Below are 26,911 nucleotides of genomic sequence, written 5' to 3' on the forward strand. Positions count from 1 at the left end.
TCATGCATTTTGCCTTCACAAAATTGATTTGAAATGACTAAACTTGTAATAACTATGGGTATGCTACACTGGCAGTTGTTTTAAGATGGCAGCATTTTGTATAATTTAGGCTGGTTCATTACCTACAGGCACTACAGCAAACGCATTATTTATAGCTGCGTTTGGTTATTTAGAATTTAGTTTACACCTAGGAGTATGTTTAAACTTCGTCTTTTGCGGTGCAATAAGCTGAAGAGAAACCTGCTCTTACTCCCTTAGAGAGGCAAAACCCTAATCCTTAAATGGAAAACAACGAGCTATTGGAAACAGCCAGAAATTACGGGTTCATTCAGGACCAACAGGTTTGGCTAAAACCCTTCATGAAGTACCCTGCCCGGCAGGTGGGCGATGTAAAAGAGTCGGAAGATGACTCGCTGATTTACTTTGCCAAACGTTTCGAGATGTTTCAGGAAAAGGTAAGCAGCCTGCTACAGCGCATCGACACATCCGAGAACAAGGGCTCTTTCCTGATGAAAGTGCTTCACATGAAAGAGCAGATCGGTGACTACGATGCCCTGGGCGATTTCGAAACCCTCTACCAGCAGCTCAGCGCGGCCGAGACGGAAATAAACAAAACCATTAAGCTTAACCGGGAGAAAAATTTAGCCATAAAGGTTGGCCTGATACAGGAAGCCGAGGCTTTGCAGGAGAGCATTGAGTGGAAAGAGACATCTGACAAGATGAAAGACCTGCGGGCCACCTGGATTAAGACAGGCCCTGTAGACAAAGAAGTAACAGAAGAGATAGAGGAGCGGTTCCGAACAGTGCTGGAAGCTTTTTTTGAACGGAAGAAAAACTTTTTCCTGGATAAGAAGCAGATGCAGAACCGAGCCTACGAAAAGTACCGCAGCCTGATAAACCGGTCGGTGGCCTTGCAAAACTCCGAAGAATGGGAAGCCACCACGATTAAACTGAAGCAACTGCAGAACGAGTGGAAGGAAGTGGTGAGCGGCACACTTTCGCGGAAGGCGGTAACCAACCTCTGGACGGAATTCAGGAAGGCGCACAACCACTTTTTTGAACGCCTGAAGGTGAAGATCAACAACGAGAAGAACCAGTCGAAAGACAAGTTTTATGATACCAACCTGGAGAAAAAACAGGCGCTTGTAAGTGAGGCAGAGCAGCTGATACACACGCACAGCCTGGGTGAGGCCGTAAAACGCGCCAAAGAGTTGCAGGCCGAGTGGAAGAAGGCCGGTCCGGTACACCCTTCTGTGTCTGATGCCATTTGGGAGCGCTTTATTAAAGCCTGCGATAAAGTGTTTGAGATGAGCAGCCTGGAGCACTACATCCGCAAGCGCCAGCAAGCCTCTAACGAGAAACTGAACGGCACCGATGGCATAAACGCACGCATAACTGCCCTGAAAGAGTTTATAAAATCGGATAACCAGGAGCTGGGGCTGCTCGAAACCAACCTCGACAAACTAAGCGACACTCCAGGCAACGAATCGTTCAGGAGCATGCTGCAGGGCAAAATCAGGAATTTTAACCGGAAAATACATACCAAAACAGAACTGATCGAGATGTTTAAAAAACAGCTCACCACCACCGATAACTAAACCACCGTGGTTGTAAGATTGTAAAATGTACCGCTGCAGGCCTTTTAATTAAAAAGAATATTGGGGCAAGTTAGTGGAGGCAAAGGGTAAATTATTTTGGCGCAATAAGAACAATTCTGAACTGTTTGCGTTGTGTTGAAAAAAACAGAACAAAAAAGCAAATTAAAATCTGCAAAAATTTTTGTTTACAAATATTTTCATACTTTTGCAAACTTATTTTTTTAAAAGCCACAAGTTAAGTAAGGAGAACATACTATGTATTGGACATTAGAATTAGCTTCATACCTGGAGGATGCACCCTGGCCAGCTACTAAAGACGAATTAATTGATTACTCAATTCGTTCCGGAGCGCCTATGGAAGTTGTAGAAAACCTGCAGGCTCTTGAAGACGACGGACAGCCTTATGAGAACATCGAAGAAATCTGGCCTGATTACCCTACCAAGGAAGACTTCATGTTTAACGAAGACGAGTACTAAGTTTAATTAGAAATTAAAAATTATGAATTAGAAATTACTGATTCTGGTTCAGCACCGGGCAAACTGATTTCTATTTTTAAATTTTTAATTTGAAGGAACTTGATTATTGAAGTAAAAAATCTGGTTGCGGGCTACGAACAGCGTGTTCTACTCCGCAACCTTTCTTTTTCTGTACCTGCCCCTGCTTTTATAGCCATTATCGGGCATAATGGTGTAGGTAAGAGCACCCTCTTTAAAGCGTTTCAGCAAAAAATACCCTACCAGGGCCACATTCTGATACAGAACCAGGACCTACGCCATATTGCCAAACCCACAGCCACAGGCATACTGGGCTATCTGCCTCAAAAAAACATCGTTTCTTTCCCGATTAAGGTACACGAGCTGGTGGTGATGGGGCTTTTCAGGAAGAAGAAGTTTCTGGAGAATTACGATGCAACCGACTATGCCCAGGCCGCGCAGGTGGTGGCGCAGCTACAACTTTCCGACCTGCTCGACCACGATTTCACGACCTTATCGGGTGGGGAGCAGCAGCTGATCTGGCTGGCGCAACTCATGCTGCAGGATGCCCATATCTGCCTGCTGGATGAGCCATCGCAGCAGCTCGATGTATATTACAAAAAGCAGGTGTACAGTTTGCTACAGGATTGGGTGCTGCAACACCAGAAAACAGTGCTCTGCATTACGCACGACCTGCACAACCTGCTCCCGCTGAAAGGCTACCTGCTCAATCTTTCTAAGCCTGCGCCATCGCTGGAGGTTATTAGTCCGGAGGTAGTGCTGCAAAACCAGGAGTACCTGGAGTCGCACCCGCGCAGGTTATAACTTTTCTTCCTGCAGAAAGGCTTCTGCCAAAACCAGGTCTTCGGGTGTGGTTATTTTGATGTTGCGGTAGCTGCCTTCCACCAGCACCATCTGCTCACCCAACTGCTCCACCACCGAGGCATCGTCGGTAAAGAAGACTTGCTCCGGTTGCTCGTATGCTCTACGCAGCAGGCTTGCTTTGAAGGTTTGCGGTGTCTGCACCAGCTTATACTCCGTTCGTGGCACAGCCTTGCTCCCGCCACCTGCCACCAACTGCCTGATAGAGTCTTTTGGCGACACGGCCACAATGGCATTTCCGTAGGCGGCTGCTTTAAGGTAGGCTTCCTGAATAGTAGCGGTAGAAGTAAAAGGCCGTACGCCATCGTGCACTGCTACCAGCGCCTCCTGCTCCAGCACCATACCCAGGCCATTTTTTACGGAGCCGAAGCGGGTAGCACCACCTGCCACCACCATATGAAACAGCTTGAACCGGTGCTTCTGGCACAGCTCCCGCCAAACATCCAATTGGTTTTCGGGTAGCACCACAATTAACCTGACGGCAGCGTTGTAAGCAAAAAACTGCTCCAGCGTATGCATCAGCACTGGCTTGCCTCCAATTTCGATGAACTGCTTTGGTAACTCGCGCTGCATGCGGCTACCTGTGCCACCTGCCACTACAATAGCATATTCGGGTAATTTATCTTTCATGTGTAGTACGCGTAGTAAGTTAAGAGTTAAAAGTTATGAGTTATGAGTTATCTGGCCAATCCTTCCTTACGCCATCTCCACATCAACCATTTAGCCATTAAACAATTTAACAATCAACAATTAGCAATTATTCTAATGAAAACAAGCTTCAGAAGAGTTTTTGTCTTTTTAGTGCCAAGGGTAAATCGTGCTGTTTTAGCCAAAGTGATTTCAACTCGCCCAGACACTCGCAGGAGCTGCGCACGCTGCGAGGTCTTTGCTGCTCTGACTTAAATCAGCCATTGAACCATTTAACAATTAAGCCATTAAACAATCAGCAACTAACAATCAACAACCAGCAATTATTCCAAAGAAAAAGCCCTTCCGAAGCTTTTCTGCCTGTTTTCATCCAAGGGTCAAGGCATTGGCAATTTAAAACAAAAATGCCCCGGCTGTAGCAGTCGGGGCATTTTTGTTTTAGGTTTGGTCTGACTACAGAATCAGCATTACGTCGCCGTAGCTGAAGAAGCGGTACTTCTCTTTAACGGCTGTTTCGTAGGCTTTCATCACCAGGTCGTACCCACCAAAGGCGGCTGTCATCATCAGCAACGTAGACTCCGGCATATGGAAATTGGTTACCAGGCTGTTGGCAATCTTGAAATCGTAGGGCGGAAAAATGAAGCGGTCTGTCCAGCCATCGTTCGGCTTCAGGCGGCTGTTAGCCGATACCGAAGACTCCAGGGCACGCATGGTGGTGGTACCGATAGAGCAAACACGCTTTTTGTTGTCGAGCGCTTTGTTTACCATTTCGGCAGTGGCACCAGGCACCATAAAGTTCTCGGAGTCCATTTTGTGCTTGGTCAGGTCTTCTACATCTACCGGGCGGAAGGTGCCTAAACCAACGTGCAGCGTAACAGGCGCCACATCCACGCCTTTAATTTCGAGGCGCTTCAATACTTCTTTCGTAAAGTGCAGGCCAGCTGTTGGAGCAGCCACGGCACCTACGTTTTTGGCATATACGGTTTGGTAACGCTCTTTATCTTCTGGCTCAGCCTCCCGCTTAATGTATTTCGGAAGCGGAGTTTCGCCCAGGTCGTTTATGGTTTTGTAAAACTCTTCGTCGGAGCCATCGAACAAAAATTTGATGGTTCTGCCACGCGAGGTTGTGTTATCTATTACTTCAGCCACCAGGTCGCTTTCGCCAAAGTACAGTTTGTTACCTACCCGGATTTTACGCGCCGGGTCTACCAGCACATCCCAGAGGTGAATGTCTTTGTTGAGTTCACGCAACAGGAACACCTCGATTTTAGCGCCGGTTTTTTCCTTGTTGCCATACATGCGTGCCGGAAAAACTTTGGTATCGTTCACCACCATCACATCGCCATCGTCGAAATACTCCAGAATATCTTTAAAGATCCTGTGCTCGATCTTACCTGAGTCGCGGTGCAACACCATCATGCGAGACTCGTCGCGGTTCGGGGAAGGATGATTGGCCAGGAGTTCTTGTGGCAACTCAAATTTAAACTCTGATAACTTCATAAATAGTACGGTATCTAGTAGATCATTTTTTCGATGCTTGAGCGCATTGAAACTTATTTTTATCTTGCAGAACAATAGGCAGGCATATTTCCCTGTTTTATTATATTGGGTTTATTGCCCTGCTTTTTAGAAAATTGTTGCAAAGATACGTTTTTTATCTGATACGGCCGTAAAAATCTGCTGTTTTCGCCATTGCCAAGCCCCGGATTTTTAACGTTTTACTACACCCCGGCTACTTTACTGCAGCTCCTGCGGCTCCCACACCTGCTATATTCGGGGCCTTATTCTGCCGCCCATTATCTTACGCAAAAAACACGTGCCGAATTAAACTCCAACTATCTTAGCCTTTTAAACCTGTGCCTGCTCCTGCAACACCTGAACCTTAACAAAAAAACGATCTGGGGGTGGGGCATATTTTAATTAAATATTGTTAATTTAACAAACTTACAAGCTTCTGCCCTGAACTATGATTTACCTGCGCCTGATAGTTGAAAGTTTCCGGTTTGCCTGGCAGGCACTCAAATCGAACCTGCTCCGGACTATATTGTCGTTGCTGGGCGTTACCATTGGCATTTTTGCTATTATATCGGTTTTCACGCTGGTCGACTCGCTGGAGCGCAATGTGCGCGAGGCCATGAGCTTTGTAGGAGAGCGGGTAATTTATGTGCAGACCCAACCCTGGACCTTCGGGCCGGGCGGCAGGCCTTGGTGGGACTACCTGCGCCGCCCACAGCCAACTGCCCGCGAGTTCAGGCAAATGGAACGCAACATTACTATGGCCGAAGGCATTGCTATCTTCTCCGAAAGGGGCGGCAACACGTTTAAATACCGCAACAGCAGCTACTCCAACGCTATTTTGTCGGGAGCCACCTACGACTTTAATAAGATCAGAGATATTCCTATTGAAAATGGCCGTTATTTCGTGCCGCAGGAAGTAGATGGCTCGCAGAACGTCATTATTATCGGCAGCGACATTGCAGAAGCCTTTTTCCCGAACCAGGATCCTTTAGGGAAACAGATAAAAGTAAAAGGCCACCAGTTTATGGTGATCGGGGTAATGGAGAAGCAGGGCGAAAGCATGTTTGGCATGTCGAATGTAGACAAGCAGGGCATTATTCCGTTTGGGGCCTATAGCAAAATTTACACCATGGGCCCGAAAGGTATGTATGCCACCATTGCCTTAAAAGGGCGCGAAGACGACAAGGGCCTGCAGGAACTGGAGTACGAAACACAAGGCCTGCTGCGCAACATCAGGGGGCTACGGCCACGCGACAAAGATAACTTTGCCCTGAACCGCTCCGAAATGGTGGCCGAGCAGGTGACCAGCCTCTTTAGTGTAATTGGCGTGGCGGGTTGGGTTATTGGCGGCTTTGCTATTTTGGTAGGAGGGTTCGGCATTGCCAACATCATGTTTGTGTCGGTAAAGGAGCGAACCAACATTATTGGTATACAAAAATCGTTGGGTGCCAAAAACTTCTTCATCCTGTTTCAGTTCCTGTTCGAGTCGGTGTTTCTGAGCTTGTTAGGTGGTGGCTTCGGCATTTTACTTGTGTTCCTGCTCACGCTTATTCCGCAGGACATGATGGAGATTATGCTATCTTTTAGCAACATCGTGCTGGGGCTAAGCGTATCGGCGGTGATAGGGATGCTCTCTGGTATAATACCGGCTGTGCTGGCAGCGAACCTCGATCCGGTAATGGCAATCCGCTCAAAATAAATCCAGACAAAGCACTAATAACGGGCCTTTTTGTTGCGTGCTTGCCGCAAACGAAAGAAAGGCCTTCAATTTATTTACACATAATGGCATTGGCAGCTCTTGCGGTGCCGCAGGAGCTGGTCTCCTGAAGACGAAATTACTATGACGAAACTTAGAAAAACAAGCAAAACCAAACTCAACGACGAATCTCTTAACACGGGTAGCGGGCAAACCATTTTACAGCCAGATGCCAACGAGAACAAAGCCAAAACAATTACAGACCTGCGCGAGAGTGGCGAAGTAACGGCTCCCCCAGCTTCCGAAGAAGATATCAGAATTAGAAGAGCCTTTGTAGATAAAGACTGGAACGAGATAAAGATTGCCGACTCCTGGCAAATATTTAAAGTGATGTCGGAGTTTGTGGAAGGCTTTGAGAAACTGTCTAAAATCGGCCCTTGTGTGTCTATTTTCGGATCGGCACGCACCAAGTCTACGCACAAATACTACCAGATGGCCGAAGAAATTGCCGCCAAACTGGTGCGCCACGGCTACGGCGTTATAACAGGCGGTGGCCCCGGCATTATGGAGGCTGGTAACAAAGGAGCGCACTCAGAAGGCGGCAAATCTGTCGGGCTAAACATACAGCTCCCGTTTGAGCAGTTCAACAACATCTACATCGACTCCGACAAACTCATTAACTTCGATTACTTTTTTGTGCGCAAGGTGATGTTTGTAAAGTATGCACAGGGCTTTATTGTAATGCCTGGCGGCTTTGGCACACTCGACGAGCTTTTTGAGGCGATTACGCTGATCCAGACAAGAAAAATCGGCGCTTTCCCGATTGTGCTGGTAGGCCGCTCTTTCTGGGAAGGTTTACTTAAATGGGTAGCCGACGTAATGCTGACCATGGAAAGCAACATAAGCCCGGAAGATCTGGACCTGGTGCACATTGTAGACGATGCCACAGAAGCTGTAAAAATAATAGACGACTTCTATAGCAAATACCTGCTGTCGCCAAACTTCTAAGGCAAATTATTTAAATGAAAATGCCCTTCAAAAGCAAAAAGCGCTATTTTGATCCAAGGGTGTGAGTAAACCTGATTCGAATTTAATTTCTGATATTTTCTAAACATTTATAAAGGCAGGCCAAGTGGTCTGCCTTTATTGTAACTATTCTTAATCGTCCGTTACCTCGCCGTGTATTTTCAGAGCAGAGTTCTGGGCAAACCTGCCGATTCCGGCAAATAAGGGAATTAGCTTCAGGACCTCAAAAGGTTCTCAGAACACAGAAACGGCCGGGTAGTACCTGGCCGTTTCTGTCTATACCTGCACAGCCAGAATCCCCATTTTTAGCTGGAAAATACGGGCGATGTTCTGGGCCTTGAACTTAATGTCTTCTGCTTTTTCGCCTTTATACAAGGCATCTACAGTGGAGACAAACAGCTCTACCCACCGCTCGAAATGCTGCTCCTTTACCGGCAGCCGCAGGTGTTTTGGAAATGGCTGCCCTTTGTAGGCCATAGATCCGAACAGCACCGTGCTCCAGAAGTTGTACATAACTGGCAGATGTGTTTCCCAGTTTACCTGCGCAAAATCGTTAAAAACAGGCGCCAGTAGCTCATCCTGGTTTACCTGCCCGTAAAAACTGTCGACCAGAATCTTAATATCCTCTTCTCGTTCTATATCTCTCATAGCACACCTCCTTTTATGGCAGCTTAAGCCGCACCTTTTGAACTAACCCGAAGGTAACGCAATAGAACAGGAAGTAAAATGACATTTATCAGCAGGAGTACTTTATAGTATGGCAACATGATGAGCAGCGTGCCGTTTTATTACAAAAGGCTTAACTTTAACCGTAGTTCACACCGCTACACCAACTCCTCTGCATGGCCGATAACCGCTCCCTTATTCTCGACTGCTCCTTAAAGTTGTTTGCGGCAAAAGGCTACGATGCTGTAGGCGTGCAGCAGATGGTGGAGGCAGCGGGCATAAAAAAGCCAACCTTGTACCACTACTTTGGAAGCAAGCGCGGTGTGCTCGAAGCCCTGATGCAGGAGCAGTTCGCTCCTTTCCTGACGCAGCTCAACAGTGCCGCCACCTACAGCGGAAACCTGCCGCTTTCGCTGCGGAAGGTGGTGGAGTGCTACTTCAGTTTCGCTTTAAACAAGTCTACGCTCTACCTGATGCACCTGGCCGCCTGGTTTGCAAACCCCGACAATGAAGCATCACAGATTATAACGCCTTACATTCTGCAGCAGCACCAGGTACTCGAAACCCTCTTTCAGGAGGCTACGCACGACCATGGCAACATGCGTGAACGCCATAAAGTATATGCCGCTACCTTTCTGGGCACCATAAACACGTACATTGTGCAGGCGCTGCACCAGCAGCTAGACCTGAACGAAGCTACTGTGCAGCAGGCAGTGCAGCAGTTTTCTTACGGCATTTATTCCTGAGCATTAAATGAACTAAAAGATTATCATTTATGTACCTAACGGTATGTATATTTAAATTATTTTGTTCTCATGAAAAATACGAATGCTTCCTGGGCTGCAGATGCGACCTTCTATCATATTTATCCATTGGGTTTAACAGGCGCTCCAACACAAAACAACTTGGTAGCCGCACCAGACCCCCGGCTGGCCGCTGTGCAGCAGTGGATTGGCCACATAAAATCGCTTGGCTGCGATGCACTTTACCTGGGGCCACTCTTCGAATCGGGTACACACGGCTACGACACTATTGATTATTTTACGGTAGACCGCCGGCTGGGCACGAACCAAACACTGCAGGAACTTATAGAGCAGTTGCATGAGCAGGGCATAAAAGTGGTGCTGGATGGCGTGTTTAACCATGTTGGCCGCGACTTTTGGGCTTTTAAAGATCTGCAGGCCAATGGCCAGAACTCTGCGTACAGGCATTGGTTCGCTGGCGTTAACTTTAACCACAGCAGCCCTTACAACGATGTATTTAGCTACGAAGGTTGGAACGGCCATCACAACCTGGTAAAACTGAACCTGCAACACCACGAGGTTCGGGCTCATTTATTTGCAGCCACCAAAATGTGGATAGAAACTTTCGGGATAGATGGTATTCGGTTAGATGCTGCTGATGTGATGGACCACGGCTTTCTGAAAGATTTAGCCAGTTTTTGCCGTAGCCTCCGCCCCGATTTCTGGCTGATGGGAGAGGTTATTCATGGCGACTACCGCAACTGGGCCAACCCCGACATGCTTGACTCCACCACCAACTACGAATGCTACAAAGGCCTCTACTCCAGCCACAACGACCGCAATTATTTTGAGTTAGCTTTCTCTTTAAACCGCCTGTTTGGCGAGCAGGGCATCTACAAGCACCTGGCGCTCTACAACTTCGCCGATAACCACGATGTAAACCGCATCGCCAGCACGCTGCAGAACCAGGCGCACCTCTACCCGCTGCACGCGCTGCTCTTTACCATGCCGGGCATACCAGCTGTGTACTATGGCAGTGAGAGTGGCATAAGCGGCACAAAACTGCCACACACCGATGCTCCTCTACGCCCGACCTTTGCCTCCCCTGATATGCTGCAGCAGGCACCGCATCCGGAGCTAGCCACTGCCATCAGCCAGTTTGCCAGCATAAGGAAGAGAAGCCACGCCCTGCGCCACGGCACCTACAAGCAATTGTTTGTTGCGCACCAGCAGTTCGCCTTTGCCCGCCACTCCAGCCACGACGATGTAGTAGTAGCTATAAATGCGGCAGAGGCACCGGTAACACTTACCCTACCAGTAGATTTACCTGACGGAAGTGTGCTGAAGAACCTACTCGACCAGCAGCAGTACCGGGTGCAGAACAGGCAACTTGTACTGGAAAACCTGCCGGCCAACTGGGCCTGTATCCTGCAGCGCCAGTAAGTGCGACAGGCGCCGTTTAAGCGCGTTTTAATGGTTGCCGCTAATTTGTTTTTACTCCTAAAACTCTCTGAAAGGGCAGATAAAGCACTAACCTACACAGCAACAGCTACCGTATATAGTTTTATGGGAATAAAGGAGATACTGACCCGAAAAGCCAGACGAGACTTAAGAAAAGCGATAAAGCTCAAAAAGCAGCAGAACATGGAAATCCGCGATAGCCTGGCTATGGAGCGGACCAAGCTGGCCAACGAGCGCACGTTCCTGTCGTATGAACGAACGGCTGTCGCCATGATTCTGGGCGGGCTCACCTTTATTAAACTTTTCGACGATCTAATTTACGTTGGGCTGGGTATTCTGGCTATTCCGGCGGGCATTGCCATCGGTGTGTTTGGCTACATGCGGTTCAGCCGGAAACGAAGTGAAATTCTGCACCACACCCGCGCCTACACCCCCACCAGCCCCGTACTTGCCGAAGTAGACGCTGAGGAGGAAGACGAAGAGGAGCAGAACAGGCCTGCTTCAAAATAAACCTTTTGCGGAGGCAAGGACAGAAGAAATTTTAAAGGAGTGATTAAAGTATCTTTTAACCCTTGACCATCAAAAGCCCAAAAAGCTTTTAGAGGCTATTTTCATTAGAATAATTAGTTGTTGATTGTTATTTGCTGAATGTTTATAGTAAATGGCGGCACAACTTATCGGAAATCAACATTTGAATTTGTCCATTTCAACAGGATAAAATAATCTTATGTCTTGTGTCCTTTTAAAGGTGGCAGTGCAATTCCAAAATCCGATAGGTAAAGACGAAGTCTATAATGGCTGATTCTGGAACTTGAGAAGTGACAAAGACCTCGCAGCGTGCGCAGCTCCTGCGAATGGCTGGGCAAGAGCAGCAATGACCTTGGCTAAACACGACACCATTCACCCTTGGCACTAAACTGGCCAAGTTCCTTTTGGAAGGCCATTTTCATTCAAATAATTTACAGGCTTTTTGTGTCTACTCGATTTACAAACAATTAATTTAACCAGGCACAGAAGCAGCTAAACCTATTTCGTTAATAATCTGTTAAGAAGGGTTAGTGTCTTGCGCAGCAGAACACTAGTAATTTTGTACCTTTGCTTTTTAAAATCAACATATCCTGAATGGCTTTTAACCAAGAGCAAACTGATAATACGGGCATCGCTACTGCTGCTCCCTCTCTTAACGGAGATGCGCAACAGATAGAAGTATATGGCGCCCGTGAACATAATCTTAAAAATATCACCCTGCAGCTGCCCCGCTACAAGCTGGTCGTGTTTACGGGCATTAGTGGCTCCGGCAAATCATCGTTGGCCTTCGATACGATTTATGCCGAAGGGCAGCGCCGCTACATGGAGACCTTTTCGGCCTACGCCCGCAGCTTTATGGGTGGCCTGGAGCGCCCAGATGTAGACAAAATAGAAGGGCTCTCGCCGGTAATTTCGATTGAGCAGAAAACCACCAGCCGCAACCCCCGCTCCACGGTAGGCACCATTACCGAAATTTACGATTTCATGCGCCTGCTCTGGGCCCGTACCGCCGATGCCTACAGCTACGAAACCGGAGAGAAAATGGTGCGCCAGAGCGATGACCAGATCGTGAGCCATATCATGGAAAATTTCGATGGGAAGCGTCTGGTTATACTGGCACCGGTAGTAAAAGGCCGCAAAGGGCACTACCGTGAGCTGTTTCAGCAAATCCGGAAGATGGGTTTTATACGTGCCCGTGTAGATGGTGAGCTGGTAGAGATCACGCCTAAAATGCAGGTAGACCGCTACAAGATCCACGACATCGAAATTGTGATCGATAAAATTGTGGTGAAGGAAGACGACCGCTTCCGCCTTTCCAGTTCCATCCAGAATGCTCTGACACATGGTAAAGGCATGGTGCTGGTAATGGATGCGGATACGAACCAGACGCACTTTTTCTCGCGTCACCTCATGGACCCCGCCACCGGCATCGCTTACGATGACCCGGCTCCGAACTCCTTCTCCTTTAACTCCCCCTATGGTACCTGCCCTGTGTGCAATGGCCTCGGCGAAATTCAGGAAATTACCGAAGAAACCGTTATTCCGGACAAAAGCCTGAGCATTCGCCGTGGTGGTATTGCTCCGCTCGGCGAGTACCGCGACATCTGGATTTTTAAGCAGGTAGAAGCGCTTTTCAAGTATTTTAAGGTATCGGTTGCCACGCCTATTAAAGACCTGCCGGAGCATGTGCTAAAGGTGCTGCTTTATGGCCTGGAAGAAGACCTGGAAGTAAACACCAAAAAGGGCAACTACATTATCGAGTTCGAAGGCATCATCCATTTCCTGAAAAGCCAGATGGAGTCTGATTCCGACAACATACGGGCCTGGATAGAAGACTACACCCAAACCACCACCTGCCCCGAGTGCAAGGGCTATCGTCTTAAAAAGGAATCGCTGCACTTTAAAATTGATGGCAAGAATATAGGCGAGCTTTCGGTTGTAGACATCAACAAACTGGCTGCCTGGTTCCATAACCTCGAAGACAGGCTGAGCGAGCGCCAGAACACCATTGCAAAAGAACTCCTGAAAGAAATCCGGAAGCGCATCGGCTTTTTGCTCGATGTAGGCCTCGACTACCTGAGCCTGCACCGCCCTGTGCGCACGCTCTCCGGTGGCGAAAGCCAACGCATACGCCTGGCCACCCAAATTGGAACGCAGCTGGTGGGCGTGCTCTACATTATGGATGAGCCCAGCATAGGCCTGCACCAACGCGACAACGAGCGCCTGATAAACGCCCTGAAAGACCTGCGCGACCTTGGCAACTCCATTATTGTAGTGGAGCACGACAAAGACATGATCCTTCAAGCCGACTATGTGGTAGATATTGGTCCGGGAGCCGGTATACACGGTGGCCAGATTGTGACCGCAGGCACTCCGGCAGAGATGATGGAGGCCGGCACCACGACAGCCAATTTCCTGAGCAACCGCCGTGGCATAAAAATACCACGCGTAAAACGACCAGGCACCGGCGAGTGGCTGAAGCTGAAAGGAGCCACCGGCAACAACCTGAAAAACGTAACGCTGAAGCTGCCATTGGGCAAAATGATTTGTGTAACAGGCGTATCGGGCAGTGGCAAGTCGTCGCTCATCCACGACACGCTGTACCCGATCCTGAACCAGCACTTTTTCAGGGCCAAACGCGAACCGCTGCCTTACAAGAACCTGGAAGGGCTGGACCTGATAGACAAAGTAATAGAAGTAGACCAGTCGCCGATTGGCCGCACGCCACGCTCGAACCCTGCCACCTACACGGGTGTGTTCGGAGAGATCCGCTCTCTGTTTGCCTCGCTGCCAGAAGCCAAGATCAGAGGCTATACTCCCGGCCGCTTCTCTTTTAACGTGAAAGGCGGACGTTGTGAGGCCTGCGAAGGAGCTGGCATGCGCACCATCGAAATGAACTTTTTGCCGGATGTGTACGTGCCTTGCGAAACCTGCAAAGGCAAGCGCTACAACCGCGAAACGCTTGAAGTACGCTTTAAAGGCAAGAGCATTACCGATGTGCTGGACATGACTGTAGAGAAGGCAGTAGAATTTTTTGATAACCAGCCACGTATTCTGCGCAAGATCGCCACACTCAACGATGTGGGCCTTGGCTACATTACGCTAGGGCAGCAGGCTACAACTTTGTCTGGAGGAGAGGCGCAACGGGTGAAACTGGCGACAGAGCTCTCAAAGAAAGACACAGGTAAAACGCTGTATATTCTTGATGAGCCTACCACTGGTCTGCACTTCCAGGACATTGAGCACCTGACAGATGTGCTACATAAGCTCACAAATAAAGGCAACACCGTGCTAATAATAGAGCACAACCTCGACCTGATTAAAATTGCAGACCACATTGTGGACATCGGCCCTGAAGGAGGTGAAGCAGGCGGCACCATAGTTGCCAGCGGCACCCCCGAAGAAGTAGCAGCTTCCGGCAAAGGCTATACCTCCAGGTTCCTGGCCGAAGAACTGAAAACCAGCCATTACCAGGAGCCGGAGCAGGAGGCTTAACAGCAGCAGAAGTTGCACAGAAACAACAAAGCCGTTACCTATGCAGTAGCGGCTTTGTTGTTTTTAAAAGTGTGGTGAGGAATATCTTTCTTTAATTAGATGTTCTGCACCTTTCTCTCCAGTGCCTGGGCTGTTTCCAGGTGCTGCCGCAGGAGGGGAACCTGCCTGGAGGCATATTGCTTTACTTCCATAGTAACGCCATTGTCTGCCATAGCTTCGTGCCGCTTCAGCAGGTTCTGGTGTTCCTGCACAATGGTTTTAATATAAGATAAGTCGAAAGAAAGACCAGACCGTGCTGATACATTATCCAGTGATTTCTGATGTGCAGCACCAAGCTCTGTAGGGAGCACAAAATTACTTTGGCTGGCCATTGTCTGGAGTTCGTCGGTCATGCGGCCATGGTCTGCGGCCATACGCTGGGCCAGGCCTTTTACCTCCGGGCTCACGGCCTGCCCTTCGGCTAAACCAGCCAGCTGCACCTGCAGCATGTTGGCACTGGCAGCCTCTGCTACAAACAAGGCATCGTTGTTCATATTCTGCACGCCAGCCTCCTCAAACTGCTGCACACTCTGCTCTGTGGCCCGGTATATGCTGTCGTCGGGGGTGCAGCTGCTGATGCCACATACCAGAAGAGCGAATGCAAAAAGAGTCGTAAATGTTCTGTTCATCGTATTTTCCATAAACCAGAAGCATCTGCAGGTTTAACCCACAGATGCTTCTTTTTTAACTTCTGTTACTAATGATTATTGTCGGCTGGGAGTAGCACGATTGGTGTTAGTACCTGCGGTGTTCCCCAACTTGTCGTCTAAGGTTTTAGCGTGTTCGCGGTGCTGTTGCAGCACTGGCAGCGTTTTAGATGCAAAGGCTTTTACTTCAGCATCTTCCAGATCTTCAGCGGCATCTTCAAAAAGGCTGACAGCTTTATCATGCGCATCAACCATGGCATCTACATATTCTTCGTCGAACTCAGCGCCATTTTTATCTCTCAGGCTTTGCAGCTTATCCATGTGCTCGCGGCTCATGCTGTCTGGTAGCGTAATGCTTTTCTTCTGGGCGAGCGCCTTCAGTTCGTTACTGGCCTTTTGATGGTCGGTAACCATTTGTCCGCCAAACTTCTTCACTTCTGCGTTCTGTCCTTTTTGCTGCGCCAGTTTACCGGCTTCAATCTCAAACATACCATCGCTGGCGGCTCTGGTCATAAAGTCAGACTGATCTATTTTGCGGTCTTCCATGGAAGTATCCTCAAATGCCTGCTCGTTTGTTTCCTGTGCCTGGTCTACATTGTCTTTGTTCTCGGATGTGCAAGAAGCTGTGCCAAACAAAAAGGCACTGGCTATAAAGGCGGTTAGTGCTAATTTTTTCATAGTATTTAAGATTGTTAGTTTTATTAAACTGATTATAATTCAAATTTTATTTCAAATTACTTCATATACGCCCTTGCAGCTAAGTAGTTCTGTTTCCGGCTAAACCTGCTGCTTGTAATTAACAGCAGGCTCTGTTACAAGCCAATGCGCTGCATCTAAACACGGGGCAACGCAGAGCCTGCTGCCAATACGTAGCATAAACATAAATTTTACGCAACAAACCAATGTTGCAACTTTGCTATAAAATTCTGGTACTTTTGTGAAGAGCTGTGCCTCAAGGCCTTGGCGCACTTCTACCACAGCCGGTTCTTTTATACTCTTATTGTTCTATTATGAAAGTAAACACACTTAATAAAGTAGTTAGCTTGTGTAGTTTTCTGCTGGTACTGTCGCTTGTTTCGGTGCAGGCGCAGCGACTTGACTCGCTGGAGGCCAAATTTGAAGCACCTGCCAACCCAGGGCATGACAAGGTTATAAAGCTACACCCAGTTCAGCTGGCACTTGGCGAAATTTATTTGGGTTACGAACGCGCACGCACGCAGTTTGTCAGCAACGAAATCGGGTTTAGTTATATTCACCGGATTTACCTGAAAGATGGCGATTCCCACACATCGCGCGACCTGCCTCTGAACACCCATGGTGTAGGCATCAGAATGAGCCAGCGGCATTATACATCAAAAAAAGGAAACGCTCCGTTCGGCTTTTTTCACGGCCCATCGTTTGGTTACCGGTTTATCTTGTTCCAGGACAGCAGCTATGAGATTTTAGGCTTACCCGAACCTAATCAAACGGATCCGGATGCGCGTTATGTAGGCAGGCTCTACCTGAACACGTTCGACCTTACGTACCAGTTGGGCGGCCAGTTTAAACTAAGCAACCACTTTACGCTGGAGGTAGCCGGTGGCATTGGCGGCAGACTGAAATACGCTTACGCCCGTGATGCCGATGAGCTTCTGCATGACCTTTTCGTTGGAAAAGAAGTGCTCAGCGATACAAACGGAGCATTTCTGGTAACGCCACTCCCGCAGCTGAAGCTTTCGGTAGGTTATTCTTTTTAAACGCAGCAGTTTCTTAACCCGAAGCCTTAAACTAGGAGTACCCTTGGCCTTCCGGAGTCTAAAAACCTTGGGAAGGCCATTTTCATTAGAATAATTTGATTGTCTATAACTTAAGGAGCTTCGCCAAATTAGAAATTCAGGATTAGAAATGTTGAAAAAGGTACTTCAATGGCCCGTTCAGAAGCATTTTCAGCCGTTTTTTAGTTAGGAGTTGCTGATTTGTTATGTCAGCTTTACTTAGATAGTAGACCCTGTCAGGAGTTAAGAGTTAAGAGTGATTCATGATCCATTCATCTACTCAATTACTCATTCAAAATTTTCTCCATCTTCAAATTTTCAAATCATCACATCTCTAAATCAACAATTTAACATTTAACAACTAACAATAGGCAACCAGCAATTATTCAGATAAAAATGGCCTTCCGAAGCAATTTCAGCTTAAACAGGTCAAGGGTTTTAGAGGTAGTGCAGCGTTACTGACCTTTAAATTTCGGCTTTCGCTTTTCGTTAAAGGCACTTACACCTTCGTGGTAGTCTTCGGAGTTACCGGCAATTTTCTGGCAATAGGCTTCGTACTCGAGCATTTCTTCGAGCGAGGAGTGGTACGATTTGTTGAGCATTCTCTTTATAAGCCCTATGGCTTTGGTGGGAGCTGTTGCATAGCGGGCGCTGAGTTCTGCCACTGCTGCATCGAGTTCGTGCGGCTCTACCACTTTGTTTACCATGCCCAGCTGCAGAGCCTCTGCTGCTGTTACTTTAGAACCCAACGTACTTAGCTCGAAGGCTTTTAGAGAACCAACTAACCGTGGCAGAAAAAAGGAAGACCCTGAGTCGAGCACCAGCCCTATGTTTATGAACACCTCTATCAGGCTTGCTGCCGATGATGCCACAATTACATCGCAGGCGAGCGCCAGTGAACAACCGGCTCCGGCTGCCACACCGTTTAGCTTACAGATAATAGGCTTTGGCAGGTGGCGCATAGCCTTTATTATAGGGTTGTAGCGTTTCTCCAGCGACTCCGACAAGTCGCGCTGGCTGGCTGTAGCGGCAGCCTTCAGGTCCTGGCCCGAACAAAAAGCCTTGCCGGCACCTGTCAGCACCACTACCCGTACCTGCTCCTGGCGGGCAACCTGCTTTAGCGCATCCTGCAGTTCGTAGCTTTGCTTGTCGTTGAAGGCGTTGAACACAGCCGGCCGGTTTAAAGTAATAGTAGCCACGCCATCCTCTAAATCAAAAAGTAGGCACTCGTAGGTCATAGGTTTATGGATTTATTCTAGGTTATAGTGGCAGTTTAGATGCCTGCCTTCAAAAGAAAAGCTGCTCTGTGTCCGGTTATGAACATTGTGTCCGAAAAAGGACACTTCAGATCTATATTATCCTACTTCTCAATTCATTTTACTATTTATGGAGCAAATTATAATTAAACTGTTCTGAGAACTACTATTACGTTTATTTGGTATATTTTAATTATTAAATAAAATTTTTTACCTGTAAATATACCTTTTCTTTATTATTAGCATCATTTTTGTTTATGCTCAAAAGCTGCAGCTAATTATTTATAATTCGTTGTCTGCTACTTCATTACATACGCGCTAAATCACTTTATCTATAAAACTATGAGAAATTTACATGCCATATTCATGGCAGGCCTGTTGCTGTGCACTGGTTTAGGAGCCGAGGGGCAGCATATTCAGAACAACTCGGTTAAACTGCCAAACACTACGCCTGCATTACTGCCACAGGCACTTAACCCACAACTCCGTACTACCTCCACTACTATTCAGGTTCCGCAAACCGAACTGGAATATAGCTGGTCTGCAGCCACTGCTGCCTGGACACCGGTATACGAAAAAACCTACGAGTACGACAACAGAGGCTGGCCTACCCAACAGATTACAAAAGACCTTGCCGAAGACAAACCCTCGACCTTAGTCATGCATATGTACGATGCACAGGGCCGAGACACCTTACTTACCGTGCAGGAAGACGCAAACGGCACGTGGGTTAATGCCAGCCGCATACGAACAAAATACGATGCACACGGTCATTTAACGTATATGGGTGCTTTTAGGTGGCATAATGCTGCATGGCAGTTGGTGCATGCCAACCGCTATACATACACTTTTGGCCCCGGCAACCGGGTGGAGCAGGTTGTAAAGCAGCTGTATAGCGGAACCAACTGGACTGATATGAGCAAAGAAGGCTTTACCTATACTGGCAACAGCGCGCTACCCGGCACCAAAACCGAGTACATAAACACCGAGATCGGCTGGATGCCTACTCAGCGGTTCGTTAATATAACTTATGTACCAGAAAACCAACGGGAACAAAGCTATACCAAACAAAGCTGGGTTGGTGCGGCATGGCAAAATGTAAGTATGCATACCTTTACCTACACCACCAACTCCACCACATTTGCTAACATTACCGAAGAGGAAGTATACCGCTATACCGGCACCAGCACGGTGTTAGAAAGAAAAATTATGGAAGAATACCTGCCTAGCGGCCAGTTTATGCAGCACAAAGAAGAAGTGCTGATAAATGGCAGGTGGTTAGTAGACACTGAAAACAGCCTAATGGGCTTTGGCGTTAACGAGCCCCAGGGCGGAGGTTTTACTGAGTTTACCTACCAGACCTTTAGCTACACGCCTCAGGGCCACCTGAGCTACATTAACTACAAAAAGCACACCTACAGCAATTTTGTGAACATACTGGTAACCAGCCATGGCGAAGAATTGCCCGCAACAGCAGTAACGCTGTACCCGAACCCTACTAAAGATATGCTGCACATTAGCCTCCATGCCACTACTGCAAAAGAGGCTGCAGTTAGTATCTATAACTTAACCGGCCAAAAAGTAGCTAAAACAGCTATTATACATAGCGAAGGCACAATTAATTTAAGCCACTTACCGAGCGGCATTTATGTAGTAAACGTAAAAGACAATAATAGCAGCAGCATGACTAAAAAAATAGTAAAACAATAATTTTACTAGCTTTATTAACATTTTTAATATTACCTTTGTAATAGCACCTACTGCTGCTTGCTTACCTTATTTTCTGACTCCCCTTTACGCTATTTTACTGGCCTGAAAGATGCACCCTCCTCTTTTCCGGTGCTATGCCATAAGCTAGCTTTTTTCTTGAGAAAGCTGTAGTTAAACCTCCTTCTTTACCATTTCTTCTCCACAACGTTCTGGTGCAACCTATCAACGGATCTTCATCATCATTACAATTCCTAACCTTTTTTCTGAACCATTTATCTCTATGAAAAGAATTCTAATTACTTTTTCGGGTGCCTTTCTGGCACTTTCTGCCACTCTCTGTGCAGCACAGCCAACTATGGCCCCTTCCACAGAAAAACTGCAGGCTAAATTTGTACAGGCTGCCATGGCGCATAAAGCCGAACAGCTGGCCAACAAGAGATTAGCCAGCATGCGGGTGGCCCAGCAGGAAACACAGTCTTTCTGGGACGCTGATGAGGAAGAGTGGGTACCGACTGTGCACTATACCTACACCTACAACACGCAAGGTTTCTGGGAAACTGTTACAGAGAGAGCTCTGCCAGAAAATGAGCTGACCAAACGCAGCATCGACATTACCTACGATGGGCAGGGGCAGGAGCTACAACGTATTAACCAGGTACGTACTGGCACCGCCTGGGTAAACCACACCCGCGAGCGCACCGAATATGATGCTATAAATAATATGCTGAAACTCATGGTTACAGACCAATGGGTAGCCAATACCTGGCAACTGCAAGGCGGCAGCAGGCACACCTACACTACCGGCGCTGGTAATCGCATAGAGCAATCTTTAACCGAAGAATACGAAAACGGAGCGTGGGTAAACGATAGCAAAATAGTTTACACCTTCAGCGGGTCTGGCACCATGCCAGTTGGCAGCACGACCTCCGAATGGCAAAACGGTGCCTGGGTAGAAACATCGCGTACATCGCAGATAGTTTACGAAAATGGCCAGATGGTGAGCGCCGTGGAAGAGTATTACGACGACGAAGAAGAAGAGTGGATGTCGTCGAAATCTACCATTACTTTCTCAGCAGATGCCACCAAGCAAACCGCTACCACGGTTATTACGCAAGCAATGCAGCTAGGTCAGGACTGGTTTCCTGTTTTAAGACTTACGCTCACCACCTTTACCTCCGGCGAAACTTACCTGGGCCCTCAGAATATTTCGGAGATAAAAACGGAAGTGAACATGGGTACAAGCTGGGCTATTTTTACACACCTCACAACCGAGATTACCCGCGACAACGATGGCCACATTACGCAACTGATCGCGAAAAACTATGATGAAGAAACTGAAGAGTATGTAAATCTGAGCCGCTTTGTTTACAGCGATTTCATAACCCTGAACACAACCTCTGCCGAAAACGAGGTATTGGCTGCCGCTTTACAACTCTACCCGAACCCGACCCAAGGCAACCTGAAAATTGCACTTGACCCGACCAAGGTGAAGGATGCCAGCCTGAGCATTCATAACCTTACGGGGCAGAAGGTGTACGAGCTGGCCAGTGTACGCGGCGAAGCGCTGGTAGATTTGGGCCAGCTGCCAAGCGGTATATACATGGTGCGTGTGGCAGGTGCTAACAATGCTGCCATCACCCGAAAAATTGTGAAACAGTAAAAGTAGCCCTTGACTAAAAATGCCCCAAATTCTTTTGGAAGGGCAATTTTATTTAAATAATTCCGACGTTTACAAGCCTGCAGGCATGGTTAGCTACGCGTTACCTTGCTTTTAACGCAAAAGCTCCGACCAGTTTGGCCGGAGCTTTTTATGTTAAAAGGTTCCTAACTTTAGAGCGCTAAGGCAGCTGCAGTCAGGGCCAGCAGCAGGCCGCTCCCGAAACCGGCATACACCTGTGCCGGCGTGTGCACATGCAACGAGAGCCTGGCCGACAGCACCGCACCTGCAATAAAAATAGTAAGGGCCAGGGGCGGCACCATATCCGAATCTGGCGACAGCCGGCTCAGCACCAGCAGCAAACCCAGAGCGCCTCCTACCCCTATGCTGTGCGCACTTATTTTCCAGAAAAGCGAAATCACAAACGCCAGAAACACCGAGGTGGCCAGAATAACCATGATCACGAAAAAGAGCCGGTCGAAGATGTTCTCGCGGTGCAGCAGGTAGGCCGTTACCACATAGCAAACGCCCGTAAACAGCAGTGGCAGGCTGCGTTGCTCCCGCCGGTCCATCTCCAGAGAATCTACGTGCCCGGCACGCACCATAGTGTAGGCTCCTAACCCCGGAATGATGAAAGTTGTAAAAAAGATAAGGCTTAAAACCACCCAGCGGCCACGCAACGGCAACGACACCAGAGGTGCCGGCAAATAATAAAACAGGAAAGCGAAAAGGTAAGTAGGCAACAGCAGCGGGTGAAAAACCACCGACAATAACCTGGCAAGAGAACGGCTCACAAATCTACGATATTAAAAATTTAGTGTGGGTACATGAAAACCTATACGAAGAGCAGCAGCAGGTGGCAACTTTAAGAACAGCAATAACAGGCGCTTGTAAACATTTAAATTACCCTTGGCACAAAACAAGGCTCAGGCCTTCTGAAGGGTCTTTTCATTAGCATAATTTGGTTGCTCCTGATTTCTGAGCGTATTGTTTCGGCTGCTGAACCTACTTTAGCACCTACAGCTCTTTGCGCAGGCGGGCCACCGGAATATTGAGTTGCTCGCGGTATTTGGCCACGGTACGCCGGGCAATGTTGTAGCCTTTGTCGTTGAGCATTTTCTCGATCTTCTCGTCGGATAGTGGCTTGCGCTTGCTTTCCTTGTCGATGATCTCTTTCAGGATGTGCTTTACTTCGCGGCTACTGGCATCTTCGCCGGAGTCGGTGGCAATGCCTTCCGAGAAGAAATACTTCAGCGGATAAATACCAAACTCGGTCTGCACGGCTTTGCTGTTGGCTACGCGGCTCACGGTACTAATGTCCATGCCGATGTCTTCGGCAATGTCTTTCAGGATCATGGGGCGCAGCAGGCTTTCATCTCCCTCTACAAAGAACTCGTGCTGGTATTTTATAATCGACTCCATGGTGCGGAGCAGCGTGTTCTGCCGCTGCCGGATGGCATCTATAAACCATTTGGCGGCATCGAGCTTCTGCTTCACAAAGGTTACTGTCTCTTTCAGCTTCTTGTCCTTCTTATCCGATTTCTCATAAGCATCGAACATATCGGCGTAGGAGCGGCTAATGCGCAGGTCAGGCGCATTGCGCGAGTTGAGCGAGAGCTGCAACTGCCCGTTCTCGTTGGTAAGTATAAAGTCTGGTATAATGTACTGCACCCGGGTCATGCCGGCACCGGCGCCACCTGGTTTGGGGTTCAGCTTTATAATAAGGTCTACTGCCTCTTTTAAAGCCGCATCTGACACGCCAAACCTTGCCTGTATTTTGTGGTAGTGCTTTTTGGTAAACTCATCGAAGGCATCGGAAATAATGCGCTCGGCCAGCCTGGTCGTGCTATCCTGCTCGCGCCGCATAAGCTGCAGCAACAGGCATTCCGGCAGGTCGCGGGCGGCAATACCGGCCGGGTCGAAGGTCTGGATCATCTGCAGCACCAGCTCTATTTCTTCTTCGCTTGTTTCTATGTTCTGCGAAAAGGCCAGGTCGTTGGCAATGGAGCTCAGCTCGCGCCGTATGTAGCCATCACTGTCTATGCTGCCGATCAGTTGCATGCCAATGGCATACTGTTTGTCGTCGAGGTTCAGGAAGCCCAGCTGGTCAAGCAGGTTATCGGTGAGGCTGGTGGTAACGGCAATTGGCATTTCGCGGTCATCTTCGTCGTCGCCGCCACGGTCGCCCTGCATTTTGTAACCGCTTATTTCATCTTCGTTAATATAATCTTTTATATCAACGTCGTCGTTGCCATAGTCGTCGTCTCCCTCGTAATCGTCGCCAGAAGTATCGTCAAAATTATCCGTATCGCCTTCCTCGCGGCCTTCTTCCAGGGCAGGGTTTATCTCCATTTCCTCTTTTATGCGCGCTTCCAACTCAACAGTAGGTATCTGCAGCAGCTTGATAAATTGTATCTGCTGCGGCGATAACTTCTGAGATAAAAGTTGTCTTAAATCGAGTCGCTGCATAAGGTATAAACTAATCTGGATGTATGGTACACTCCTTCAAATTTAGGATAATTTTACTCTCATTTACAAAAAAGGTTAAAATATCGTTACTTTGAGGGATTATAGCTAACTACCAGGCCTCCAGGAAAGGTTTAAAGGCAAAATATGCTTTGTTTAGCTGGTGCTGCTGCCTGTAAGCCGCAGCAACGCATGCCATTACCTGAAAAGGTGCTGTATAAGTTACCTTACAAAAAGATCGACATACGCTATTTATTATACAGATGCAACGCACAAAAATAAAAGAACTGCTAACAGGTGCCGAGGTCGGCAACGATGTGCTGCTGAAAGGCTGGGTCCGCACCAAGCGCGGCAACAAATATGTAAACTTTATCGCCGTTACCGATGGCTCCACTATTCAGAACCTGCAGGTAGTGGCCGATGCCGAGAAGTTCCCGGAGGAGACCCTGAAAGACGTGACTACAGGTGCCAGTGTGGCCATAACAGGCGAACTGGTAGCCTCGCAGGGCAAAGGCCAGGCCTACGAAGTTATTGCCAAAACCATAGAGGTGCTCGGCAAAGCAGACCCCGAAACCTACCCGCTGCAGAAAAAGGCGCACTCGCTCGAGTTCCTGCGCGAAATTGCCCACCTGCGCTTCCGCACCAACACGTTTGGCGCTGTGTTCAGGGTGCGCAACACGCTGGCTTTTGCGGTGCACAAGTTCTTTAACGAGCGCGGCTTTGTGTATATGCACACGCCTATCGTAACTGCCTCCGATGCAGAGGGAGCCGGAGAAATGTTCCGGGTAACTACCCTGGACCTCGACAACCTGCCCCGCACCGATGAGGGTAAAATAGATTTTGAAGAAGACTTTTTCGGGCGTGCCACCAACCTGACAGTTTCGGGGCAGCTGGAGGGAGAGCTGGCGGCCATGGCTTTCAGCGATATTTACACCTTTGGCCCCACCTTCCGGGCCGAAAACTCCAATACCGCCCGCCACCTGGCTGAGTTCTGGATGATCGAACCTGAGATGGCTTTCTATGACCTTAAAATGAACGCCGACCTGGCCGAGGACTTCATTCGGTACGTAATCCGGTATGCCATGGAGCAGAACCGCGAAGACCTGGAGTTCCTGGCGCAACGCCTGCAGGAAGAAGACAAAGCCAAGCCGCAGCAGGAGCGCCAGGAAATGACTTTGCTAGAAAAGCTGGAGTTTGTAGTGAGCAACCAGTTTGAGCGCATTACGTACACCGATGCCATCGATATTCTGGTAAACTCACCGGCTTACAAGAAGAAGAAATTCCAGTACGAGGTGGCCTGGGGCGTAGACCTGCAGAGTGAGCACGAGCGCTACCTGGTAGAGAAGCACTTTAAGAAACCGGTAATTGTAACCGATTACCCCAAAGACATAAAATCGTTCTACATGCGCCTCAACGACGACGGTAAAACCGTAGCCGCCATGGACATTCTGGCCCCTGGCATTGGCGAGATTGTAGGAGGCTCGCAGCGTGAGGAGCGCCTGGAGCTGCTGACCCAGCGCATGGACGAGATCGGCATACCAACCGAGGAAATGTGGTGGTACCTCGATACCCGCCGCTATGGTGGCTGCCCGCATGCCGGTTTCGGCTTAGGTTTTGAGCGATTGGTGCAGTTCGTAACGGGTATGGGCAACATCCGCGATGTAATTCCTTTCCCGAGAACGCCGAAGAATGCTGAGTTTTAAACTTGCAAAAAAGCCTGATGTATTTATCAGGCTTTTTTTTATACCTTAGGCCCAAAATCTTAACTAAGCAGGAAGGATATAACTTGCCTCGCTTACAACTAATAAACCGACACGTGCCATTTCGGTATGTATGGCACCACTATATTTTCAGACAGGCTTATAAGCTAGTGATCATCTAAAATAGCAGAGCATATGCCCTTTACAACCTTCTACGAATCGGACTTCTACAAAATAGAAGTTGACACAGCCCGTAATCTGCTGCAGGCTATGTGGCTGAGACCAGTAACTGGCACAGAACTACAGGAAGGAGGAGTTAAGCTCTACGAGGTGCTTCGCGATACAGGAGTAGAGTTGGCAGTAGCCAATGCTAAAGTTTTAACTTCCTTGTCTGCCGAAACCAAAGCCTGGATGTCGAGCACATTTTACGAGCTTTTGTCTCAGACGCAGCTCAAGCGCCTGGCCCGCGTACTCCCCGATAATATGTTTCACATGATCGCCCTGGAATCTGTGGTAACCAGAGCCGAGGCTTTGGGTGTTACTAAATTCGAAGTAAAAAACTTTTCAGATCCTGTAGCTGCTTTTAAATGGGCAACCACCTCCCTTACCCCTTGAATAAAAACAGATTAAAAACCTTCTGAAGGGCTTTTTTATTTGAATAATTGCTAGCTAATTGTTACATGACTGCATGGTTAACTAGTTAATTTAGGGGAAATATAAATTTTAAGTGAGAACCTCTAACTTAACACGAAGCAGTTCTGTTGCAGGCGAACGGCAGAACCATTATATAAAGCTTAAGAGCCAACACCTAAACTTCTTCTGCGGAAAACTATAAACAGTAGCAGTATTTTGGTCAGCTAAGTTTGGTTCGAAGCCATTTTACAGGCAGTGGCTTGAGTAAAAATCAAGAATTAAAATAATCTAATATAAAGTCCTCATTCTTATTT

22 protein-coding genes are annotated in these 26,911 nt (G+C 48.1%); 14 read left to right on the top strand and 8 right to left on the bottom strand.

Annotated features, from left to right (window positions below):
- Positions 1 to 281: 281 nt before the first annotated feature.
- The 3 genes from FVR03_RS00070 (at position 282) to FVR03_RS00080 (ending at position 2,897) form a co-directional block, all read left to right on the top strand.
- Positions 282 to 1,598 (top strand): DUF349 domain-containing protein, encoded by a 1,317-nt coding sequence (locus FVR03_RS00070; RefSeq protein WP_147919711.1) that lies wholly within the window; start codon positions 282 to 284, stop codon positions 1,596 to 1,598.
- Between the two features lie 255 nt (positions 1,599 to 1,853).
- Positions 1,854 to 2,075, top strand: a complete 222-nt coding sequence (locus tag FVR03_RS00075; protein ID WP_007652164.1) for a DUF2795 domain-containing protein — start codon at positions 1,854 to 1,856, stop codon at positions 2,073 to 2,075.
- A gap of 99 nt (positions 2,076 to 2,174) precedes the next feature.
- Positions 2,175 to 2,897, top strand: coding sequence for an ABC transporter ATP-binding protein (locus tag FVR03_RS00080; protein WP_147919712.1), 723 nt, complete (start codon positions 2,175 to 2,177; stop codon positions 2,895 to 2,897).
- Here the strand turns inward: FVR03_RS00080 and FVR03_RS00085 are convergent.
- Together FVR03_RS00085 and queA are read right to left on the bottom strand one after the other, a co-directional pair.
- Positions 2,892 to 3,584: a 2-C-methyl-D-erythritol 4-phosphate cytidylyltransferase gene (locus FVR03_RS00085; RefSeq protein WP_147919713.1), complete on the bottom strand. Its 693-nt coding sequence runs from the start codon at positions 3,582 to 3,584 to the stop codon at positions 2,892 to 2,894. The genes FVR03_RS00080 and FVR03_RS00085 overlap by 6 nt on opposite strands.
- A 471-nt stretch (positions 3,585 to 4,055) precedes the next feature.
- Positions 4,056 to 5,102 (bottom strand): tRNA preQ1(34) S-adenosylmethionine ribosyltransferase-isomerase QueA, encoded by a 1,047-nt coding sequence (gene queA / locus FVR03_RS00090; protein ID WP_147919714.1) that lies wholly within the window; start codon positions 5,100 to 5,102, stop codon positions 4,056 to 4,058.
- 466 nt (positions 5,103 to 5,568) lie between these two features.
- Here queA and FVR03_RS00095 point away from each other — a divergent pair, with 466 nt between their 5' ends.
- Both FVR03_RS00095 and FVR03_RS00100 read left to right on the top strand, forming a co-directional pair.
- Positions 5,569 to 6,819, top strand: coding sequence for an ABC transporter permease (locus tag FVR03_RS00095; protein WP_147919715.1), 1,251 nt, complete (start codon positions 5,569 to 5,571; stop codon positions 6,817 to 6,819).
- A gap of 141 nt (positions 6,820 to 6,960) precedes the next feature.
- Entirely contained in the window at positions 6,961 to 7,824 is an 864-nt protein-coding gene (locus tag FVR03_RS00100; RefSeq protein ID WP_147919716.1) for an LOG family protein, read from the top strand.
- Positions 7,825 to 8,118: 294 nt separating this feature from the next.
- On the opposite strand, the gene FVR03_RS00105 is transcribed toward FVR03_RS00100, so the two are convergent.
- Entirely contained in the window at positions 8,119 to 8,490 is a 372-nt protein-coding gene (locus tag FVR03_RS00105) for a group III truncated hemoglobin (protein WP_147919717.1), read from the bottom strand.
- A 194-nt stretch (positions 8,491 to 8,684) separates the two neighbouring features.
- Here FVR03_RS00105 and FVR03_RS00110 point away from each other — a divergent pair, with 194 nt between their 5' ends.
- From FVR03_RS00110 to uvrA, 4 genes are all read left to right on the top strand, one after another.
- The gene (locus FVR03_RS00110; RefSeq protein WP_147919718.1) at positions 8,685 to 9,254 is read left to right on the top strand and encodes a TetR/AcrR family transcriptional regulator; all 570 of its coding nucleotides are present in this window, start codon (positions 8,685 to 8,687) and stop codon (positions 9,252 to 9,254) included.
- 69 nt (positions 9,255 to 9,323) lie between these two features.
- Complete coding sequence (locus tag FVR03_RS00115; protein WP_147919719.1) at positions 9,324 to 10,694, top strand: alpha-amylase family glycosyl hydrolase; 1,371 nt, start codon at positions 9,324 to 9,326, stop codon at positions 10,692 to 10,694.
- A gap of 123 nt (positions 10,695 to 10,817) precedes the next feature.
- The gene (locus tag FVR03_RS00120) at positions 10,818 to 11,222 is read left to right on the top strand and encodes a DUF202 domain-containing protein (RefSeq protein ID WP_147919720.1); all 405 of its coding nucleotides are present in this window, start codon (positions 10,818 to 10,820) and stop codon (positions 11,220 to 11,222) included.
- A 612-nt stretch (positions 11,223 to 11,834) separates the two neighbouring features.
- On the top strand, positions 11,835 to 14,735 hold the full coding sequence (gene uvrA, locus FVR03_RS00125) for an excinuclease ABC subunit UvrA (protein ID WP_147919721.1): 2,901 nt from the start codon (positions 11,835 to 11,837) through the stop codon (positions 14,733 to 14,735).
- Positions 14,736 to 14,830: 95 nt separating this feature from the next.
- Here the strand turns inward: uvrA and FVR03_RS00130 are convergent, their stop codons facing one another.
- Positions 14,831 to 15,415, bottom strand: coding sequence for a DUF4142 domain-containing protein (locus tag FVR03_RS00130; RefSeq protein WP_255473970.1), 585 nt, complete (start codon positions 15,413 to 15,415; stop codon positions 14,831 to 14,833).
- Positions 15,416 to 15,478: 63 nt separating this feature from the next.
- The gene (locus FVR03_RS00135) at positions 15,479 to 16,099 is read right to left on the bottom strand and encodes a DUF4142 domain-containing protein (RefSeq protein WP_147919722.1); all 621 of its coding nucleotides are present in this window, start codon (positions 16,097 to 16,099) and stop codon (positions 15,479 to 15,481) included.
- 332 nt (positions 16,100 to 16,431) lie between these two features.
- Here FVR03_RS00135 and FVR03_RS00140 point away from each other — a divergent pair, with 332 nt between their 5' ends.
- Complete coding sequence (locus tag FVR03_RS00140) at positions 16,432 to 17,157, top strand: ABC transporter ATP-binding protein (RefSeq protein ID WP_147919723.1); 726 nt, start codon at positions 16,432 to 16,434, stop codon at positions 17,155 to 17,157.
- 473 nt (positions 17,158 to 17,630) lie between these two features.
- On the opposite strand, the gene FVR03_RS00145 is transcribed toward FVR03_RS00140, so the two are convergent.
- Positions 17,631 to 18,413 (bottom strand): enoyl-CoA hydratase-related protein, encoded by a 783-nt coding sequence (locus tag FVR03_RS00145; protein WP_147919724.1) that lies wholly within the window; start codon positions 18,411 to 18,413, stop codon positions 17,631 to 17,633.
- Between the two features lie 360 nt (positions 18,414 to 18,773).
- Between FVR03_RS00145 and FVR03_RS00150 the strand changes: the two genes are divergently transcribed.
- On the top strand, positions 18,774 to 20,141 hold the full coding sequence (locus FVR03_RS00150) for a T9SS type A sorting domain-containing protein (RefSeq protein WP_147919725.1): 1,368 nt from the start codon (positions 18,774 to 18,776) through the stop codon (positions 20,139 to 20,141).
- A gap of 280 nt (positions 20,142 to 20,421) precedes the next feature.
- Positions 20,422 to 21,801, top strand: coding sequence for a T9SS type A sorting domain-containing protein (locus tag FVR03_RS00155; protein WP_147919726.1), 1,380 nt, complete (start codon positions 20,422 to 20,424; stop codon positions 21,799 to 21,801).
- Between the two features lie 170 nt (positions 21,802 to 21,971).
- On the opposite strand, the gene FVR03_RS00160 is transcribed toward FVR03_RS00155, so the two are convergent.
- Both FVR03_RS00160 and rpoN read right to left on the bottom strand, forming a co-directional pair.
- A complete protein-coding gene (locus tag FVR03_RS00160; protein ID WP_147919727.1) occupies positions 21,972 to 22,592 on the bottom strand; it encodes a hypothetical protein in 621 nt (206 codons plus the stop codon).
- A gap of 223 nt (positions 22,593 to 22,815) precedes the next feature.
- Positions 22,816 to 24,267, bottom strand: coding sequence for an RNA polymerase factor sigma-54 (gene rpoN, locus FVR03_RS00165; RefSeq protein ID WP_147919728.1), 1,452 nt, complete (start codon positions 24,265 to 24,267; stop codon positions 22,816 to 22,818).
- A gap of 260 nt (positions 24,268 to 24,527) precedes the next feature.
- Between rpoN and asnS the strand changes: the two genes are divergently transcribed.
- Together asnS and FVR03_RS00175 are read left to right on the top strand one after the other, a co-directional pair.
- Positions 24,528 to 25,967 carry an asparagine--tRNA ligase gene (asnS, locus tag FVR03_RS00170; RefSeq protein ID WP_147919729.1) on the top strand — a complete coding sequence of 480 codons (1,440 nt, stop codon included), beginning with the start codon at positions 24,528 to 24,530 and terminating at the stop codon, positions 25,965 to 25,967.
- 192 nt (positions 25,968 to 26,159) lie between these two features.
- A complete protein-coding gene (locus FVR03_RS00175; protein ID WP_147919730.1) occupies positions 26,160 to 26,579 on the top strand; it encodes a hypothetical protein in 420 nt (139 codons plus the stop codon).
- Positions 26,580 to 26,911: the final 332 nt, after the last annotated feature.

Origin of the sequence: Pontibacter qinzhouensis (assembly GCF_008017455.1) — a bacterium.
In the GTDB taxonomy this organism is placed as follows: Bacteria; Bacteroidota; Bacteroidia; order Cytophagales; family Hymenobacteraceae; genus Pontibacter; species Pontibacter qinzhouensis.

Excerpts from the sequence above, each read along its gene's own strand:
- FVR03_RS00070 (WP_147919711.1), top strand. The coding sequence starts at position 282 with ATGGAAAACAACGAGCTATTGGAAACAGCCAGAAATTACGGGTTCATT.
- FVR03_RS00075 (WP_007652164.1), top strand. The coding sequence starts at position 1,854 with ATGTATTGGACATTAGAATTAGCTTCATACCTGGAGGATGCACCCTGG.
- FVR03_RS00085 (WP_147919713.1), bottom strand. The coding sequence starts at position 3,584 with ATGAAAGATAAATTACCCGAATATGCTATTGTAGTGGCAGGTGGCACA.
- queA (WP_147919714.1), bottom strand. The coding sequence starts at position 5,102 with ATGAAGTTATCAGAGTTTAAATTTGAGTTGCCACAAGAACTCCTGGCC.
- FVR03_RS00095 (WP_147919715.1), top strand. The coding sequence starts at position 5,569 with ATGATTTACCTGCGCCTGATAGTTGAAAGTTTCCGGTTTGCCTGGCAG.
- FVR03_RS00100 (WP_147919716.1), top strand. The coding sequence starts at position 6,961 with ATGACGAAACTTAGAAAAACAAGCAAAACCAAACTCAACGACGAATCT.
- FVR03_RS00105 (WP_147919717.1), bottom strand. The coding sequence starts at position 8,490 with ATGAGAGATATAGAACGAGAAGAGGATATTAAGATTCTGGTCGACAGT.
- FVR03_RS00110 (WP_147919718.1), top strand. The coding sequence starts at position 8,685 with ATGGCCGATAACCGCTCCCTTATTCTCGACTGCTCCTTAAAGTTGTTT.
- FVR03_RS00115 (WP_147919719.1), top strand. The coding sequence starts at position 9,324 with ATGAAAAATACGAATGCTTCCTGGGCTGCAGATGCGACCTTCTATCAT.
- FVR03_RS00120 (WP_147919720.1), top strand. The coding sequence starts at position 10,818 with ATGGGAATAAAGGAGATACTGACCCGAAAAGCCAGACGAGACTTAAGA.
- uvrA (WP_147919721.1), top strand. The coding sequence starts at position 11,835 with ATGGCTTTTAACCAAGAGCAAACTGATAATACGGGCATCGCTACTGCT.
- FVR03_RS00130 (WP_255473970.1), bottom strand. The coding sequence starts at position 15,415 with ATGGAAAATACGATGAACAGAACATTTACGACTCTTTTTGCATTCGCT.
- FVR03_RS00135 (WP_147919722.1), bottom strand. The coding sequence starts at position 16,099 with ATGAAAAAATTAGCACTAACCGCCTTTATAGCCAGTGCCTTTTTGTTT.
- FVR03_RS00140 (WP_147919723.1), top strand. The coding sequence starts at position 16,432 with ATGAAAGTAAACACACTTAATAAAGTAGTTAGCTTGTGTAGTTTTCTG.
- FVR03_RS00145 (WP_147919724.1), bottom strand. The coding sequence starts at position 18,413 with ATGACCTACGAGTGCCTACTTTTTGATTTAGAGGATGGCGTGGCTACT.
- FVR03_RS00150 (WP_147919725.1), top strand. The coding sequence starts at position 18,774 with ATGAGAAATTTACATGCCATATTCATGGCAGGCCTGTTGCTGTGCACT.
- FVR03_RS00155 (WP_147919726.1), top strand. The coding sequence starts at position 20,422 with ATGAAAAGAATTCTAATTACTTTTTCGGGTGCCTTTCTGGCACTTTCT.
- rpoN (WP_147919728.1), bottom strand. The coding sequence starts at position 24,267 with ATGCAGCGACTCGATTTAAGACAACTTTTATCTCAGAAGTTATCGCCG.
- asnS (WP_147919729.1), top strand. The coding sequence starts at position 24,528 with ATGCAACGCACAAAAATAAAAGAACTGCTAACAGGTGCCGAGGTCGGC.
- FVR03_RS00175 (WP_147919730.1), top strand. The coding sequence starts at position 26,160 with ATGCCCTTTACAACCTTCTACGAATCGGACTTCTACAAAATAGAAGTT.